The organism is Granulicella aggregans (genome assembly GCF_025685565.1).
Classification (GTDB): domain Bacteria; phylum Acidobacteriota; class Terriglobia; order Terriglobales; family Acidobacteriaceae; genus Edaphobacter; species Edaphobacter aggregans_B.
This window is the reverse complement of record NZ_JAGSYE010000002.1, coordinates 373,929-391,347: the sequence shown is the minus strand read 5'-3', so window position 1 is coordinate 391,347 and position 17,419 is coordinate 373,929. Positions and strand designations below refer to the sequence as shown.

Here is a 17,419-nt window from a genome sequence, read left to right as displayed (position 1 = left end):
GCACTGGATCGGGCACGCTCCCTCGACGGGCGAAACCGGTGCAAGGGCCAAGGGTACCTGTGTAGGAATTTGGGATGGTGCAACGATGCGAGTCTTAGTTGTGGAAGACGATTGTGCTCTTGGCGGATTTCTTCTCAAAGGGTTGAAGCTCGACGGCCACGAGGTCGAGTGGGTCGAGGATGGTCAGTCTGCGCTGGACCGGATGGCAGACCGGCGGCCCGCGCTTCTCATCCTGGATCTGAGTCTCCCTAAGAAAGACGGGACAGAGGTGCTTGAGGAGCTGCTTGGGCGCTTCGACGGTATGGCTGTGCTGGTGCTTACCGGGCGGTGCGATCTTGAGGTCCGGATTCGGTGTCTGAATCTTGGGGCTGACGACTGCATGCTGAAGCCATTCAACCTGAGTGAACTTCGTGCTCGCTGCCGAGCTTTGCTGCGCCGGCGCGAACAGTATGCCGATCCCGTGCTTCGTGTCGGCGGTTTGGAGTTGAACCGGATTGAGCGCAAGGTCACGCGCGATGGCCAGATCGTCGATCTGACGACGAAAGAGTTTGCGCTGTTGGAGTTTTTACTACAGCACCGAGGGCTCTGCTGCAGCCGGAGCGAGTTGCTGCGTGAGGTGTGGCAGATGAAGGCGGACACCGGGACAAACGTGGTCGATGTGTATATCAACTATCTGCGGCGGAAGCTCGCGACCGCGTATGGGATGGCGCACGGGCGAAACCTGGAGTCGGGCGAGAGTGCGGCAGGTGCCGCAGTTAGCGAGCCTGGTTCGGAGCTGATCGAGACGGTACGCGGAGAAGGATACCGGCTCGCCGAACCGTCGGCGGCCTTTTCGAGTGTTGGAGATTCCACCAGAAAGCCCGTCCGGAGTGTACGGCCGGAGCCGGTCCAGGGATCGGTTGTGGTTGGCGGTTTAGCCTGGCGAGCGTGATGGAGAAGAGATTGGTCATCGTCAAAAGTGTGAGAGAGTGCATGGAGCCGCACGAGGCGCCGAACGGGTTGCTTCAGAGGATGGAGGCTGGGCTGCATGATCTGAGCCAGCCCATGACGGCGCTCTTGTGCCTTCTCGAATACGGGTCAAGTCTGGAGGCAAGCGATGAGATGAAACAGGTGATGAGCTGGAGTACAGACGCTATCGACCGTTTGAGAGTGACGGTGATCGCAATGCAACAAAGTGTGCAGGAAGAAGGGCAGAGGAGAATCCATGAACTCACCACAGAGCAGCACGGGAGAGAACGGAGCTTCAGCCAGTCGAACGGTGATTGTGGCGAGCACTGATGTGGCTTTGCGCGCGCGGCTGCGGGCAAACTTGATGAATCTTCGCTGGCAGGTGCGAGAGGCGAGCGGCGGAGCCGAGGCGATCGCTCTGTTGGACGCATCGCCGGCCGAGGCTTTGATGCTGGATAGCTGGCTGCCCGACCTCGATGTCGTGGAGCTTGCGGGGCATATTCGCACCTCGCATCCGGCGATCGATCTTCTACGGATCGATGGGACGAGTGAGAATGATGGCGTACGGAGTCCGAGGCGAAACGAGTTGCTGCATGCTCTACGCGAGGCTCAGGACGCTTTGCCGGCTACAGACACCGCGGTGTGGGCTGCGGCTGCGCTGTCGATTCCCAGAGGGAGTGGACAGAGTGCCAGCGTTCGAGTCTTCCCGGCGAGCGCGCAGGATCGGATTCGCATGGCTTCTCCTGAGGGACGTCCGACGGAGGGCACTCTGCCAGAGTTGGTGGGTCAGAGTGAGGCGATGCTGGAGCTGGCGCGGCTGATTCGCATGGTTGCGCCACGGTCGACGTCGGTCTTGATCGAGGGAGAGACCGGGACAGGCAAGGAAGTAGTAGCGCGTGCGTTACACCGTCTCAGCGTCCGCTCGCAAAAGCCGTTTGTGGTGCTGAACTGCGCCGCGATTCCCGAGGCGCTGCTGGAGGCGGAACTCTTCGGGCATACGCGTGGTGCGTTCACGGGCGCGGTCGCATCGCGAACGGGCCGGATCGAAGCGGCGCACGGTGGCACACTCTTCCTGGACGAGATCGGCGAGATGCCGCTGGCGTTGCAGGCGAAGATGCTGCGGTTTCTGGAGTGCGGCGAGCTACAGAGGGTGGGAGACAATGAGACGCTACGCGTGGATGTGCGCGTAGTGGCTGCGACGCATCAGCCGCTGGAGCAGCGGGCAAAAGAGAAGTCCTTCCGTCTGGATCTCTATCATCGGCTGGCTGTCTTCCCGATTGAGGTTCCTGCGCTTCGCGAACGAAGAGAAGATGTGGAGATCCTTGCGGAGCACTTCCTGGAACAGATGGGGAAGGACTCTCCCAGGAAGAGACTGAGCGAAGAGGGGTTGGTGCGGCTGCAGACATACTCGTGGCCGGGCAATGTTCGTGAGCTGATGCATGTGCTGGAGCGGGGAGTGATTCTTGCGCAGGACAGGCAGGAGATTCGCGCTGCGGACCTGCGGTTTGGGAGAGTGACGAGCGCGGCTTAGTTTGCCGAGTGTGGCATGGCAGCACGATAATGGCCTCGGCTGTTTCGGCTATGTCTCAAGATGGCTGAGATTGAGGGCATTGAATGAGGAAGCTATTCGGGCTTGGTATTTTTTTGATCGCATCGGTGGTCTCTGGAGCTTCACAAACGGCAACGCCGCCTTCGACCGAAGTGATGAAGGTGGGGATCGTTGGGCTGGTGCATGGTCACGTGGAGAGCTTTCTGGGGGGAGGGAATCTCAATCCTGCGGGAAGCATTCTGAAGCGGCCCGATACTGAGCTTGTCGGAGTCGTGGAGCCCGATGGCGCGCTCTTTGATAAGTACGCACAGAAGTATCACCTCTCGCCATCGCTTCACTTCAAGAGCATCGCGGAGATGGTGAGCCATGCGCATCCGAAGGCTGTGCTGGTGTTTACGCCGCCGAGCCAGCATCGCCGGATCGTGGAGGAGAGCGCCGCGCTTGGTGTGCATGTGCTGATGGAGAAGCCGCTGGCCTTCACCTACGCCGATGCGCTTGCGATGCAGGGAGCGGCGGAGAAGGGGCACATCCATGTGCTGGTGGACTACGAGACGGCCTGGTATACGAGCAACACCGAGGCGGTGAACCTTTTGCAGAAGGGTGCGCTGGGGCCGATCGTGAAGGCGGTGATGCGCGATGGGCATGAGGGGCCAGCGAAGATCCATGTGCAGCCTGAGTTTCTTTCGTGGCTGATCGATCCGGCGCAGGATGGAGATGGGGCGCTGACGGACTTTGGATGCTATGGGCCGAATCTGATGACGTGGATGATGCATGGCGAGGCGCCGATCTCAGTCACGGCGGTGACGAAGCGGCTTCAGCCGGAGCTTTATCCGAAGGTGTCGGATGAGGCCGAGATACTCTTGAACTATCCTCATGCGACGGCGATTGTGGAGGGCTCGTGGAACTGGCCGTTCGCGGTGAAGCAGATGGATGTGTACGGCGCGACCGGGTATGCGAAGACGATCGACTCTGACCGGCTGGATGTGAGGAAGAGGGGCGATGCTTCGCCGATGTCGATACATGGTGCGCCGCTGGTCGCGCCTTATGACGATCCGCTGCACTATATGGAGGCGGTGATCAGCGGGCAGATCGAGGAGAAGGCTGATCTTTCTTCGTTGAAGAATAATGTGATTGTGGCGGAGATTCTGGATGCGGCGCGGCGGTCGGCGGAGAGTGGGAAGACGGTGAAGCTGCCGCTGGATAAATAGAAGGTTTTGGGTGGGTGGAAAGGCGAAGGCCAATGCGGGGGTCTCTCCACTGCGCGGCGGACGATGAGACTGTCCGCCGCTCCGGTCGAGATGACGCGATTATTAGGTTCGGGTCGGGCTAGTTTCCACGTACACGTCGGATGGGTCTGTGGCGGACCCACCCATGGCCAAGTGCGAGCCATGGGTGGGGCACCCGATTACTTCGGGGCGAGGATTTTGATGGTGCGGAGCCAGGTCTCAGCGAGTTGGGGCCAGTGGGTGATGGGGAGTTCGGTGGGGCGGAGACCGTAGCCGTGGCCGCCCTTGGCGTAGAGGTGGAGTTCGGCGGGGATATTGCCCTCCTTCAAAGTCTGGAAGTAGACGAGGGCGTTCTCTTCGTGGACGGGATCGTCTTCGGCCTGGAGGATGAAGGTGGGCGGGGTGGCGGCGTTGGGGACGGCTTCGGGGGCGATGGTTGACTTATCGGGCCAGTGGACGAGGTAGCCGGGATAGAGGATGAAGGCGAAGTCGGGGCGGGCGCTGATCGCGGCGTCAAGCGCGCCGTGCTGCTTTAGCGTGGCGGACTTTGCCGCGTCGGGAGTGAAGTCGAAGTGATTGCTGAGGACTACGGCGAGGTGGCCACCGGCGGAGAAGCCGAGGACGCCGAGGCGTTTGGGATCGATGCCCCACTCGGCGGCGTGCTGGCGGGTGAGGCGCATGGCCTGCTGCGCGTCTTCGAGGTCTTCGGTGCGTTCGGGATAGTGGCCGTTGTACGGGACGCGGTACTTGAGCAGAACGCAGGTGACGTGGATGGAGTTGAGCCAGGAGCAGACCTCGGTGCCTTCGAGGTCGTAGGCGAGGATCTGGTATCCGCCGCCGGGAAGGACTAGGACGGCTGGAGCGTTGGAGGTGCCGTGGGCTCTATAGACGGCGACGGTGGGTTCGCTAACGTTCGTTAGCCGAATGATCTTCTTGCCGGCGATGAGAGCGTCGGTGGGGAGATCGATGTCTTTCTCCGGGCCCTGGCCGGGTGTGGTCTCGGGCGCGCCGTGTGACCAGATTGGGAGGGTCACCTGCTGCGCGGCCGTTGTCGAGAGGGTAACGGCAAGGTAGAGGAGTGGGAGGAAGCGGTTGATCGTCACGGGAGAATTCTACGGCCAATTTGGAATTGCTTGTGTGGTTGCTAGTTCAGAAGCAGATTCCCTTCGGGAATGACAAAGGAAGAACCAGTAAGGACGGATGCAGTTTCGGGTACAAACGCATATTCCCTTTGGGAATGACAAAGGGTATGTCGGATAAGGGGCAAGGGCCGTGGGGAAGAGAACTTGAGGATTATGGCAGCGTTCTTATCTGTCGCAGGTTTGTTTTGGCACACCGGCTGCTTGTAGGAGGCTGCGAGGTACAGCCAATGCAACTAAGCACACCCATAAGCGAGGCGCTGGGGCGCTTTCTGGATCTTGCCAGCGACCAGATGAAGCTGACTGCGGCGAACATGGCGAACGTCGATACGCCGGGTTACAAGACCGAGGGGTTCGACTTTGAGCAGGAGTTTGCGCGGCAGTTGAATGCGAATCCGATGTCGCTTGGGGCGAACGGGCTGGGAGCAGTCGATCCGCAGATCAGCGTGGTGAATGGACTGGTTGCGAGGCCTGACGGAAATAACGTCTCGATGGATCGCGAGGGGCTGGAGCTGGCGAAGGCGCAGCTGCGGTTTCGGCTTGGCGTGCAACTGGTAAAGGGCGAGTTCTCGCAGATATTGAGTGCGATTCATGCCTCGGATGGCAAGTAAGGATTCGCGGGCCGGGACAAAGGGCAACTGGCAAGGAGAGATGTGATGAATCTGTTCGGGGCATTGGATGTGAGCGCTTCGGCGCTGCAGGCGCAACGGGTGAGGGCCGAGGTGGTGGCTGCCAACATGGCGAACGCGGAGACCACCAGGACAGAGGATGGCGTGCCGTATCAGCGGCAGCATGTGGTCTTCGAGGCCGAGGAGAGCAATGCGTTTCAGGATTCGCTGATCGCGCAGGCGGGGCTGCCATCCACTTCTTCGCTCTCCAGCCAGTTTGGGCCTGGAGGAAAGATTCGCAGCGCGAGCTTCCTGAGTGCGATGCCGGGGAGCGTGAATGCGGCGAGTACGGTTCCGGGGGGCGTCGCCGTTACCGGCGTGATTCGCGACACGAGCGATCCGCTGAAGAGGTACGAGCCGGGGCATCCCGACGCGGACGCGGATGGATTTGTGTCGTATCCGGACATCAATCCGCTGACCGAGATGGTGGACCTGATGGGAGCGACGAGGTCTTACGGGATGAATGTTTCGGCGGTGCAGGCGGAGAAGTCGATGATCTCTTCGTCGCTCGACATTCTCAGATAGTCATTCCTTGGATGTCCTGATTTCGGCCAGTTACCGGAGTGTTTTTCGGCTTAGACGGGATGGCTGAAGTTTCCTAAACGCAGAGAGTCAAAGAGGGAGAGAGCGATGAACATAGCAGAGAGAGTTGCCGGAGCTGCAGGAGCGGTGAGTGGAGCTGGGATAGGGGCTGGCGTAACGGGAGCTGGGCTGAAGGATTCGTCGGTGAATGTGCCTGGAGCGACGCCGTTTGCAGGGCTGGTGCAGTCGATCGTGAACCAGTCGCGGGATCTGGGCAAACAGGCAGAGACTGCGGTCAATGGGCTGCTGAGTGGGCAGGGCGTGGAGGTGCATGACGTCATGATCGCCTCCCAGAAGGCGAGCGTCGCGTTCGAACTGGCGCTGCAGGTGAGGAACAAGGCGGTCTCGGCGTATCAGCAGATGATGGGGATGCAGTTCTAGCGGTATGCCTTGGGCTGGGCCGGAAGATCGCCGGATTACAGGCTGGCGATTCGACTGAATTGGGGAGTTGACGCAAGAGGCGTTAGCAAAAAGACAGGGGCAACTTGTGGCGGAGCAAGCTGAGGCGATAAAGACCATTGATGGCAAGGCGGCTCCGAAGGGAGCGTCTCTCCCGATGCAGGAGATGGCTGAGAACCTCCGCAACCGGATGATGGCGATGCCTGCCGGAAGACGCAACTGGCTGCTGGCTTCCGTTCTGTTCCTGTTGGGCGCGATTGGGGTGATGATCTGGTATGCGGGGCGACCGGACTGGCGGGTCTTGTTTAGCGGGATGGAGTCGCGAGACTCGCAGCAGGTGGCGCAGGAGCTCTCCGCTGCGGGATTGACGTACCGGATGACCGCGGATGGGAGCAGCGTGGAAGTGCCTGCGGACACCATCGACAAGGCGCGAATTGAGGTGGCGGCGAAGGGGATGCCGCAGTCCGGACGGATGGGCTTTGAGTTGTTCGATAAGCCGAACTGGGTGGGCAGCGAGTTCGATGAGCGGGTGAACTATCAGCGGGCGCTTGAGGGTGAGCTTGAGCACACGATCCAGACGCTGGGTGTGGTGCGGTCAGCGCGGGTGCATCTGGTGCTGCCGCAACCGAGTTTGTTCTCCGCGCAGGAGAAGGTGGCGAAGGCGTCGGTGGTGCTGAAGCTGAAGCGGTCGAATGTGGATGCGGCCGAGGCGGACTCGATACGCAGCCTGGTTGCGGGGGCGGTGGACAATCTGAGTCCGGCGGATGTGGTGCTGGTCGATGCGGATGGGCGGGTGAACCTGAAGCCGCAGTCGGCGAGCATGGAGGCCGACGACGTGGAGCAGGCGCTGGAGGCGAAGCTGGTGAGCCTGCTTGAACCGCTGGCGGGGCGCGACAACGTTCGGGCGACGGTGCGGGTGAGCTATGACCAGTCGAGCGAAGAGAAGACCGATGAGGTCTACGACCCGACGCAGGTTGCGGCTACAAATATGCAGCGCAGCGAGCAGAGTTCAACGGCTCCAACGAAGGCCTCAGGTGTACCGGGGACGGCCAGCAACACTCCCGCGGGCGCAGCCAATGGCGCGGTGCAGGGATCGCCGGCAGCGACGCCGACGACGCCTCCGCTGCTGCAGAAGGACGCGCCAGTGTATCCGCAGGGATCGGCGCAGGGACAGACGGTGAAGCAGGAGAGCGGTACCTACGCGGTGTCGAAACATACGACGCATCTGGAGATGGGGCCGGGACGAGTTGGCAGGATCACAGCGGCGGTATTGGTGAACGACCGGCTGGCCACGGAAGGGGCGGGAAAGTCGCTGAAGACGGTATGGAAGCCGCGCACGCCGGACGAGATTCACAGGCTGGAAGAACTGGCGCAGGCGGCGGTGGGTTACGACCAGAAGCGCGGCGACCAGGTGGTGATTCAGAACATGAGCTTTGACAGTAACTCGCCCGAGGCTCCGGCGCCGATTCTTGACCGTGTGAGCGATGGAGCGAAGGGATTTCTGCGGACGCAGCCGAACCTGATCAAGACGCTCGTCCTTGGACTATGCGGTGTGCTGCTGGTGATGTTCGTGCTGCGGCCGGTTGCGCGGCAAGCGATCGAGACGATGAAGGAACCGGTGATGCTGGCGGATGGATCGGGACCGCATCACGAGGCGGAGGGCATCGATCACCATCACCTGGAGATGGTGGACCACGAAGAGGCGCTGGGGAGTGGCGGAATGGATGAGATGGACGAACAGCCTGAGATGATGCCGCAACGTCAGATGTCCGCGCCGGTACACCATGCGCCCGCACCGGTCCAGAGACGCGGCAAGACCTCGGCGCAGGCGATCTTCGACAGCGTCGCGGAGCACATCCGCGAGGATTCCATGCAGAGCACGCGGGTGTTGCAGAGCTGGATCGCACCAGCGGAGAAAGCTGAAGGATAAGGCGCGTTGCAAGGAACCACCGCGGCTGGCAAGGGTTCCAAAGAGAGGTTGATCGATGACGGAAGAGATGGAACAACTGGAGGCTCCGGGAGAAAACCAGCTGATGCTGGCGGCTGAGTCGGGGTTCAGCCCGGCCGATCTTCCGGGGATACGCAAGGCAGCGATCCTGATGATCGCGATCGGCGATGAGCTGGGTAAGAAGCTGATGCAGAACCTGGGCGAGGACGAGGTCTCACGCCTGACCGATGAGATCACGCAGTTGGATTCGGTCTCGCCGGAGCTGTTGACGCAGGTGTTGACGGAGTTTTATGGGCTGCTGGAGACGCAGCACTATGTGGTCCGTGGTGGACAGGATTACGCTCTGAAGCTGTTGACCGAAGCCTTTGGCGATGCACGAGCGGCGACGATGCTGGCGCAGGTAAAGGGTCTGCAGGAGCGGTCGGCTGGCGACCTGGCGATGCTGCAGAAGATGGACCCACAGCAGCTCAGCAAGTTTCTTGAGAGCGAGCATCCGCAGACGGTTGCCCTGGTTCTGGCGCACCTTGATGCGAAGCGCGGCGCGGTAGTGCTGATGCATCTTGAAGACAAGCAGCGGGTGCAGGTGGTGCAGCGGTTGGCGGAGATGCGGCAGTTCTCGCCGGAGATGGCGCAGAAGGTCGCGCTGGTGCTCTCGCGCAAGATGAAGGCGCTGGGTGCGTCCACCGGACGGCGCAGCTATGCGGGCTTCAAGGCGGTCGCCGATCTGCTCAACGGCCTCGATCAGGTCGCGAGCAAAGGCATCCTGGATGAGATCGAGCAGAAGAAGCCAAAGCTGGCCATCAGTATTCGCGAGCTGATGTTTACCTTCGACGATCTGCTGACGGTGCCTTCGGCCAGCATAAGGGAGCTGGTCGCAGCTGCGGACAAGAAGGTGCTGGGCGTGGCGTTGAAGGGTACGAAGGACAACTTGAAGGCGCATGTCTTCGCTGCGATGAGCTCACGCGCCGTCGAGATGATGAAGGAGGACATGGAGATCATGGGACCGGTGCGAATGAAGGACGTGTCTGCCGCGCAGCTTGAGGTGCTGAACCTCGCACGGAAGCTCGAGGCCGAAGGCAAGATTGTGTTGAAGCTGGAGGCCGACGATGCCATCACCGTCTAGCGTTGCGGAGCGGGAGGTTGAACGGACGTTTGCCGACTCTCCCCGAGAGGTGGAGCGACTGGAGTTCTCGGCGATTGAGGATCTCGAGACGCGCGGGCGAATTCCTGAAGATCAGTCTGCAGTCGTTGCAGAGCTTCGCGAGCAGGTGGAGCGGCTGGAAGAAGAGCTGCGGAGCCACATCGATGCGCTTCCGCGCAAGCTCGACCAGGCAAAGCTGCTCGCGCGTACGATCGCACGCGCCGACTGCGAGCAGGAGATGCAGCAGAGGCTGGCCGAGGACCGCGCCATGGTCCGCAAGGCGGTAGACGACTTCGATCGCGAGCGGTCACGGTACTTTGCTGGCGTGGAAGGACAGGTCATCAAGTTGTCACTGGCGATCGCGGCGCGGGTGCTGCATCGCGAGGCGAAGATCGACCCGCTGCTGCTCTCGGCGGCTGTGCGTGTAGCGCTCGAGAAGGTGGCCGAGGAGAGCGAGACGCGACTGCGGGTGCCTGCCTCCGATCTTGCGCTGTGGCAGGCGGAGTTTGATTCTCTCGCTGTGGCCGATGTGAAATTGATTGGACAGGAGGGGATGGCGCGCGGAGAGTGCGTGCTTGAGACGAGTGTCGGGACGGTTGAGCTTGGCATCGAGGCACAACTCGGCGAGATTGAACGCGGCTTCTACGACCTTCTGCAAAAGCGGCCGGCATGATGGCGGCGGAGTCCGCTGTGAGCGGAGCGTTGTCGCGGCAGGGTGTGGCGACACAGTCCACAGCTGCGCGCGGCTCGGTCCTTCAGATGCGCGATACCGGCATGGAAGCCTACTTCCGGCATCTTGCAGCGCGCCCGGCTTGGAGGTGGCGTGGCCGCGTGGTGGAGGCGAGTACGGGCACGCTGGAGTCGCTGGGACCTTTGTGTTCGGTGGGCGAGAGCTGCGAGGTGATCGACGGCGAAGGCAAACGGCACGGCGCGGAGGTGATCGGCTTCCGCGAGCGCCACGTTCTGGTGATGCCGCTCGAGCCGACGCGCGGCATTCGTTATGGGGATACCGTGATCGCGCTGGGGACTACCCCTTACCTGGCGGTGGGCGATGGCATGCAGGGCAGGATTCTGAATGCGCTGGGCGAGCCGATCGATCTTTCTTATGGCGGCGGAGGGTCGCCGCGGGTGACGGATATGTGGCCACTCGATGGCTCCGTGCCGCGGCCGATGGATCGTGTGCCGATCGTGACTGCGCTGCCGACCGGGGTGCGTGCGATTGACGGGATGCTGACGGTCGGGCGCGGGCAAAGAGTAGGTATCTTCGGCGGATCGGGCGTTGGCAAGAGCACGCTGATCGGCATGATGACGCGCAACACCGAGGCGGACATCACGGTTGTCGGCCTCGTGGGTGAGCGCGGGCGCGAGGTGCGGCAGTTTGTCGAAGAGGCGCTGGGCGCCGAGGGGTTGAAGCGGTCCGTGGTGATGGTCTCGACCTCTGATGAGAGCCCGTTGCTGCGCATGCGTGCGGCCATGGCGGCGACGGCGGTGGCGGAGTTTTATGCGGCGCAGGGGAAGCACGTGCTGCTGGTGCTCGACTCGCTGACACGGTATGCGATGGCGGCTCGGGAGATCGGTCTTGCGGCAGGTGAGCCACCGGCGAGCAAAGGCTATACGCCGTCCGTCTTTGCCCGGCTGGCGCGGCTTGTGGAGCGCGCGGGCAACTTCGAAAATGGGAGCATCACCGCGTTCTATACGGTGCTGATGGAGGGCGACGATCAACATGATCCGGTCGTCGATGCGGTGCGTTCGCTGCTGGATGGACATATCCTGCTGTCGCGGGCGCAGGCGGCGGAGGGATGGTTTCCTGCCATCGACATCGTCGATTCGTTGAGCCGGCTTATGCCCTCGGTGACGAGCCCATCCCACATGGCGCGTGCTGCCATGGTGCGGCGTCTGATGGCGGCGCACTCGAGGTCTGCTGACCTGGTGCGGATTGGAGCGTACAAGCCGGGGCTCGACGTCGAGCTGGATCGCTCGATTGCGGCGATGCCAGGGCTTCGGGCGTTTCTTCAGCAGGGAATCGCGGAGCCGGTGGAGTTTGCCGATTCGGTCGCGCGGCTGCTGGCGATGGAGATCTAGCCTTGTCCTCGCGGCTCAAATCGCTGGGCCGCATCGCGGCAATCTACCAACTGATGGAGTATGCGGACGGGGTCGCGCTCGATCAGGCGAGAGCGGCGCTTCATGATGTGGAGACGATGATTCGTGTTCGCGTGGATGCGGCGACCCGGTTGGAGGCGGCGGGGTATGAGGCGCTACGCGAGGGAGACAGGGCGGAGTGGCAGCTTGACCAGTCCCAGATTGAGTTCATGCAATGGAACGCTGAGACGCTTGAAGCGATCCGGCAGGCACGGGATGCTGCGATGTGTGAGGCCGCTGAGGTGTACCAGGCAAGCCGAATGCAACTGGAGAAGATGCAGAGCGTGCTGAGCGAGGCGCGGGTGATTGCGGAGCGCGAGCTTGAGCGCGCGGAACAACGCGCGGCTGACGATCGTTATCTCTCGCGCCGGCGCTGGCAGACGCATGGTGAGCAGCAACGCAAGGCCCGCAGAGAGCGAGTTGCGTCTGGGATGGACTTCCTGAGTTGACTTGCCGCGCTGGCCTACCGCGTTTGGGCCGGACCGCATGAATCTCTCCTAATTAATGCCGCCAACCTTTGGTTCTCCGGGTGCAGCTTTATCCAGTGTTCGAGATGCCTGGAGGGTGGACCCAGTGATAACGCCAGCGTTGGACCTGCAGGGAACGCCGCAACTGATCGACCGAATTGCTCTGGAGACATCTTCGGCTGACAGCGGCGGCGACTTTGGCGCGGCATTTACGGCAAGCCTCTCGGCCACGAGCGCAACCGCGGGCCCGTCAGGCAGTAGAGAGGCTGTCACCGAGGTGGGACAGAATCCAGCTTTTCCCGGTCAGGGTGCTGGGGCCAGTCGAACGGCCGCTACAAAGATGACCTCTACGGCCAGTATTTTTATCTCCACCGCGGCTAGCCAAAGGGCAGGTGTCGCTACAGCGGCTTCGCTCGGTAGCAGCGCAGAGGGCGCCGATGCTATCGAGCAGGCAGGTGAGTTTGTAGTGTCGGCTGTCGCGACCAAGCCAGCCGATGCGGTTCTCCTGGGAGGGTCCGGGTCGCAGCAGACGACGAGTATCGCGGAGTCGCAGAAGATTGACCTTGCGAGGTCTGGTGCTCTCGGCTATGTTCCCGGAGACGTTCAGGATCTTGCCAGCGTTGCGTTGCAGAAGCTGGACGTTAGTGCAAAAGACTCCGGGGTGACGGAGACAGCGAAGTCCTCGCAGAGCAGCGCCAAGGTCGACGGGAGCCAGAGCGCGGCAAAGAGCAAGGTGTCTGGTCAGGCAACGGCCAAAGGCGCGTCTCAAATCGACTTTCCTGCAACCGGCGCGATCGCAAACAACATCCCGGGTGCAGCTCTTGCTGTCGTTACGCCGGCGCCGTCTTCCGGGACAGTCTCTGCATCTTCCACCGCATCTTCTCCGGAGCGAGCAGACGGTATCACTGCACCTTCGGGAGCGGCATCAGCGGACTTGTCCGCGCAGTATGCGCAACTGCATCCGAGCGCTACGAGTGCGAACACAGGCGCCCCCAAGAGCGGCGCGTTGGCCGCATGGAATTCGATTGAAGCGGTCCATGCCTCTGCGGCGACAGGCGCAGCTGGCAGAGCTCACGAGTTCGAACGAACCTCTCCGCGTGCTGAAGCGGCGGGCGAAGCGCAGTCTTTGGCGGACCTCTCGCTTCCGACAGGTTCGCTTGCTTCCGGCCTGAATCGGTCGACGACCGTGCCCGTCTCTACGGCGTTCACGATCAGCGGAGAGCAACGCGTTCCATCGACTACGAACGACCTCTCAAAAGACGGGGCTGCCATTCAGTCTGAGTTGCCGGGTGTTGCCCCGTTGAAATCGGCGGCTACCTATGTGTCGTTGAGCGGCTCGCAACCGGCCGTCGCTTCCTCTACAGCATGGCTTGCTGCCAACGCGCACTCGGACTCTGCCGCATTGATCCCTTCAAAGACAACGGGTGCAGCCTCTGGCGTCAATCACCTCGAGGCAACCTCTGCGAGGACGGGCACTGCGAGCGTTGCATCCGCCCGCGCGATTACAACGCCTGGGTTGCTTTTAACTGCAAAGCAGGCTCCCCAGCAGTCTGCGACACAGGCTCTCTCGCAGGATCGAGCGGCGTTATCTAATGCTGCGTCACCGCTCGGGCACGCTACCAACGCCAGTCTTCAGCAGAACCCTCCGGGCACACCGACGGTAGCTGGCGCGGCTACGGCTCCCAGCTCTCAGCGGTCAACAGTCGGGTCACAGGCCGCCGAGCGGGCGAAGGTGGTTGGAAGTGCGGGCGCAGCGTCACAGCCCGCATCGAACCTGGTCTCTCAGAGCAGCGCCGATCGAGGTGTGACTGGCGATGGGAGTGGCAACGGTGTCAGCTCGCACGCTGGAGGAGTAACGGCGGTGACGGCTGCCGCGGATCACGTCGCGCCGCCAGAGAGCTTCGACGGCGTAGCAGTAGCTGGCGCCGCGGTCTCCACTCTATCTGTCCAAGGCGTTCATCAGGGGACAGGCAATACGTCAATCGCGTCGTCGGGGCAGGGAGCTTCAGGGGGGCAGGGTTCTTTGAACGCGGCGACGAGGGCTGAGCTGGGTCATCCAGTCAACACGCTTCAAGCGGCTATCCCGCCGGAGTCGCACCAGACGCTCGTCGCCACTCCGACTTCGCTTGAGGTGGGACTGCACAGCGGATCGCAGGGATGGTTGAAGATCCGCGCGGAGATAGGCGGCGAGGGCGAGGTCTCGGCATCGCTGGCGTCGTCATCCCCCGGTGGCGAGCAGATCTTGAAGGGCCAGCTCCCTGCGCTGAACGCGTATCTGCATAGCGAACAGATGTCGGTTACCGCGTCGGTCGCGGAGCGCACGGGCATCGCCAATGGACTGGTCTCCCACGACGCTGTGGGAACGGCGTTGCATGCTGGCACAGGCTCGGCGAACGGTGGGGATGCCTCCCTGCTTCCGGGAGGTGCGAACCAGGGCATGGATGGCCAAGATGGCAGGCCGCAGAGCGATGCCGCGAGTGTTGTACCGCTTCAGCCGGCAAGCTCCAGCGATGGTCAGACGCGCTATGAGGCCAGCTCCGACAGTCGCATGATGACCGGTGCCGCGCTACCTTCGACCACCGCCGATAGCGGCCAGTGGCTGAACGTCAGGGTGTAGTGGTCGCATCAACCAACAGATTTACCGCCAGGGCTGCGATGCCTGGTGGCGTTGAAACGCAACGCAGAAGACGAGGAGAGCAGATGGATACGAATCTTTCGCAGGTGAACCGGGCAGCATCTCACGCCGTAGCGACCGCACTGGCACCGAGGGTTGCCTCGACGTCTCAGTCAACGAGCGCAGCGGCGAAATCGACGGCCGCGCCAGCGGCGACGGGTGCGGCCACTTCGAGCACTTCAAGCTCGACCGATCCATCGACCATTACCAGCAGCGACTTTCTGACGCTGCTGGTTGGCGAGTTGAAGAACCAGGATCCCACCGAGCCGACTGATCCGAACGCTTACATCACGCAGCTGGTCGGTGTGAACAGCCTGGAGCAGTTGATCTCGATCAACACCGGAATTGCGAGCCTTGATTCGGCCGCGTCGTCGGCATCTGGGTCCTCTGGGTCTTCTGGGTCCTCGGGTTCTTCGTCCTCAACGAGCCAGGCGACTGCTGCGGCCCAGACTACCACGGCGAACCACTCGAAGCCGACCACCGGAGTCTAGCCCGAGGTGACGCGCCGGAGACTTTCAAAACTTCAACCAGCAACCGTACGGAAAGGGAGAATCAACATGCCTAATTTTTCAATACCTCTGTCAGGTCTGTCGGCCGACTCGACCGCGTTGAACACCATCGGCAACAACCTGTCCAACCTCAACACAACCGCCTTCAAGGGCCAGACAACCGAGTTTGAGAACCTGTTTTATCAGCAGTTCGGGTCGAACGGCGCGGGCGATGCGATCCAGGTGGGCGTGGGCACCAAGGTCCAGGCCACGACGATCGACTTCAGCCAGGGATCGATCAATCCGACTGGGGATGCGGCCAATATGGCGCTGACCGGCAATGGCTACTTCATCGACCAGGTGGGTGGGTTGAACGAACTGACTCGTGCTGGCAACTTTCAAACGGACACGCTGGGCAATCTGATCACCGCTGAAGGAGCGAGTGTGATGGGATACGGCGCAACCGCTGGAGTGGTCAATACGACGGGCAATCTGGTTGCACTGAAGGTTCCGGTGGGATCGACCCAGGCAGCGAAGGCGACGCAGAACATCTCCTTCACCTCGAACCTCAACGCCGGCGCGGCAACTGGCACTACTTATCCAACTGGCGTTGCCATCTATGATTCGCTGGGCCAGTCGCACCAGGCGACGATCACCTTTACCAAGACGGCGACCGCCAACCAGTGGACGTATGCGATTACGCTTCCCGCAGGCGATGCGGCCGCCTCGGCAAACGCGACCGGCACGTTGACCTTCAACTCGTCCGGCGTCTTGACCTCGCCCGCGGCAAATGTCGCCAACGTTTCATTCACTGGTCTTTCCGACAATGCCGCCAACCTGAGCATGACGCTCAATCTGTATGACAGCACGAACACCCCGCAGATCACGCAGACAGCGGCCGCTTCGGGGACCACGGAACACTCGCAGGATGGGTTCCCCAGCGGTGTGTACCAAAGCTTCACGGCGGACTCAAACGGAGTTCTGTACGCTCAGTACAGCAACGGCCAAACCCAGGCTGTGGGACAGGTTGCGATTGGAACCGTGGCGAACGATCAGGGTCTGACGCTTTCAACGAACAACAATTACATCGCGACGGCTGGTTCGGGCCAGATCGTTACGGGAACTGCAGGCACGGGTCAACGCGGCTCGATCACCGACGCCGCGCTGGAGTTGTCGAACGTAGACATCTCGACCGAGTTCGCCAACCTGATTGTGGCGCAGCGCTCGTTCGAGGCGAACGCCAAGACGGTGACCACCTTCGACACCGTCAGCCAGGATACGATTGCGATGATCCGCTAGAGACAGGTAATCGGCATCGTGTGGCAGGAAGCGGCGGCTGCGGGTATGGGAGGCGACTCCGATACCGGCCCGCCGCTCTTCTTTTAGTGAAGCTGGCGCTGCGAGGCCGTTCGGGAACGATGTCCCATTTGTGAGCACCCACTAATCGTCTTCGGTTCTGAAGTGGCATTCAAGATGCAGTTACCTAAGTCATGGCAAACGCATCCTCAGGCGGTGAAGAGCCGGGCAAGCCGGGTCGAGTGAAGCTACCGATCCCCTTGCTGCTGGTCGTCGTGATCTTCGGCACGTGGCTGGGCCTGGCGGGCGGTGGCGCGGCGTTCTTCTATCTGGCGAAGTCGGGCAAGCTGCCCATCGCGCACGCTGAGGGAACGGCGGCTTCGTCTGATGCGAGCCATCAAGTTGTGTTGGAACCGATCCTTGTGAATCTCGCCGACGAGGGGGGACACGCTTATCTGCGCCTTGGATTGACTCTAGAGATTGTTGGAGAGAAGGCAGCTCCCGCAGCGGAGGCAGACGCCAAGGGGAAGAGCGGCCCCGAGACTGCGATCCGCGACATCGTGTTAACCGTGTTGAGCCGCCAGACCAGCGCGTATCTCCTGGGGCCGGATGGCAAGGAGCACTTGAAGATCGAACTGAGGGAAGCGATTACGAAGAGCGATTTGAAGATGAACGTTAAGGATCTTTACTTCAGCGACTTCCTGGTTCAGATGTAGTTCGAACAGAGTTGAGAGAAGACATCGGCAAGGGCAGTA

At 61.7% G+C, this 17,419-nt stretch carries 16 protein-coding genes; 15 read left to right on the top strand and 1 reads right to left on the bottom strand.

The annotated features are described in order from the left end of the window. The first annotated feature begins 85 nt into the window (after positions 1–85). The 3 genes from OHL18_RS11145 (at position 86) to OHL18_RS11135 (ending at position 3,705) form a co-directional block, all read left to right on the top strand. Positions 86–931: a response regulator transcription factor gene (locus OHL18_RS11145; RefSeq protein ID WP_263374932.1), complete on the top strand. Its 846-nt coding sequence runs from the start codon at positions 86–88 to the stop codon at positions 929–931. Positions 932–1,204: 273 nt separating this feature from the next. Continuing rightward, on the top strand, positions 1,205–2,479 hold the full coding sequence (locus tag OHL18_RS11140) for a sigma-54 dependent transcriptional regulator (RefSeq protein ID WP_263374931.1): 1,275 nt from the start codon (positions 1,205–1,207) through the stop codon (positions 2,477–2,479). A gap of 83 nt (positions 2,480–2,562) precedes the next feature. After that, a complete protein-coding gene (locus OHL18_RS11135; protein WP_263374930.1) occupies positions 2,563–3,705 on the top strand; it encodes a Gfo/Idh/MocA family protein in 1,143 nt (380 codons plus the stop codon). 197 nt (positions 3,706–3,902) lie between these two features. Here OHL18_RS11135 and OHL18_RS11130 read toward each other — a convergent pair whose 3' ends face one another. Continuing rightward, positions 3,903–4,826, bottom strand: coding sequence for an alpha/beta hydrolase (locus OHL18_RS11130; protein ID WP_263374929.1), 924 nt, complete (start codon positions 4,824–4,826; stop codon positions 3,903–3,905). A gap of 266 nt (positions 4,827–5,092) precedes the next feature. Between OHL18_RS11130 and flgB the strand changes: the two genes are divergently transcribed. The 12 genes from flgB to OHL18_RS11070 all read left to right on the top strand — a co-directional run bounded on the left by flgB (position 5,093) and on the right by OHL18_RS11070 (position 17,380). Beyond that, positions 5,093–5,473, top strand: coding sequence for a flagellar basal body rod protein FlgB (gene flgB, locus OHL18_RS11125; RefSeq protein ID WP_263374928.1), 381 nt, complete (start codon positions 5,093–5,095; stop codon positions 5,471–5,473). A gap of 45 nt (positions 5,474–5,518) precedes the next feature. After that, the gene (gene flgC, locus OHL18_RS11120) at positions 5,519–6,055 is read left to right on the top strand and encodes a flagellar basal body rod protein FlgC (protein WP_263374927.1); all 537 of its coding nucleotides are present in this window, start codon (positions 5,519–5,521) and stop codon (positions 6,053–6,055) included. A gap of 105 nt (positions 6,056–6,160) precedes the next feature. After that, a complete protein-coding gene (gene fliE / locus OHL18_RS11115) occupies positions 6,161–6,493 on the top strand; it encodes a flagellar hook-basal body complex protein FliE (RefSeq protein WP_263374926.1) in 333 nt (110 codons plus the stop codon). Positions 6,494–6,599: 106 nt separating this feature from the next. Further along, entirely contained in the window at positions 6,600–8,441 is a 1,842-nt protein-coding gene (fliF, locus tag OHL18_RS11110; RefSeq protein ID WP_263374925.1) for a flagellar basal-body MS-ring/collar protein FliF, read from the top strand. Positions 8,442–8,496: 55 nt separating this feature from the next. Beyond that, positions 8,497–9,582, top strand: a complete 1,086-nt coding sequence (gene fliG, locus OHL18_RS11105) for a flagellar motor switch protein FliG (protein ID WP_263374924.1) — start codon at positions 8,497–8,499, stop codon at positions 9,580–9,582. After that, positions 9,566–10,273, top strand: coding sequence for a FliH/SctL family protein (locus OHL18_RS11100; RefSeq protein ID WP_263374923.1), 708 nt, complete (start codon positions 9,566–9,568; stop codon positions 10,271–10,273). Before fliG ends, OHL18_RS11100 begins: the two co-directional genes overlap by 17 nt. Beyond that, positions 10,270–11,682, top strand: a complete 1,413-nt coding sequence (locus OHL18_RS11095) for a FliI/YscN family ATPase (RefSeq protein WP_317890488.1) — start codon at positions 10,270–10,272, stop codon at positions 11,680–11,682. Before OHL18_RS11100 ends, OHL18_RS11095 begins: the two co-directional genes overlap by 4 nt. A 2-nt stretch (positions 11,683–11,684) precedes the next feature. Beyond that, positions 11,685–12,188 (top strand): hypothetical protein, encoded by a 504-nt coding sequence (locus OHL18_RS11090; protein ID WP_263374922.1) that lies wholly within the window; start codon positions 11,685–11,687, stop codon positions 12,186–12,188. 115 nt (positions 12,189–12,303) lie between these two features. Continuing rightward, a complete protein-coding gene (locus OHL18_RS11085; RefSeq protein ID WP_263374921.1) occupies positions 12,304–14,823 on the top strand; it encodes a hypothetical protein in 2,520 nt (839 codons plus the stop codon). 83 nt (positions 14,824–14,906) lie between these two features. Then, on the top strand, positions 14,907–15,371 hold the full coding sequence (locus OHL18_RS11080; RefSeq protein ID WP_263374920.1) for a flagellar hook assembly protein FlgD: 465 nt from the start codon (positions 14,907–14,909) through the stop codon (positions 15,369–15,371). Between the two features lie 66 nt (positions 15,372–15,437). Continuing rightward, positions 15,438–16,667: a flagellar hook protein FlgE gene (locus OHL18_RS11075; protein ID WP_263374919.1), complete on the top strand. Its 1,230-nt coding sequence runs from the start codon at positions 15,438–15,440 to the stop codon at positions 16,665–16,667. A gap of 191 nt (positions 16,668–16,858) precedes the next feature. Further along, positions 16,859–17,380 carry a flagellar basal body-associated FliL family protein gene (locus tag OHL18_RS11070; protein WP_263374918.1) on the top strand — a complete coding sequence of 174 codons (522 nt, stop codon included), beginning with the start codon at positions 16,859–16,861 and terminating at the stop codon, positions 17,378–17,380. Positions 17,381–17,419: the final 39 nt, after the last annotated feature.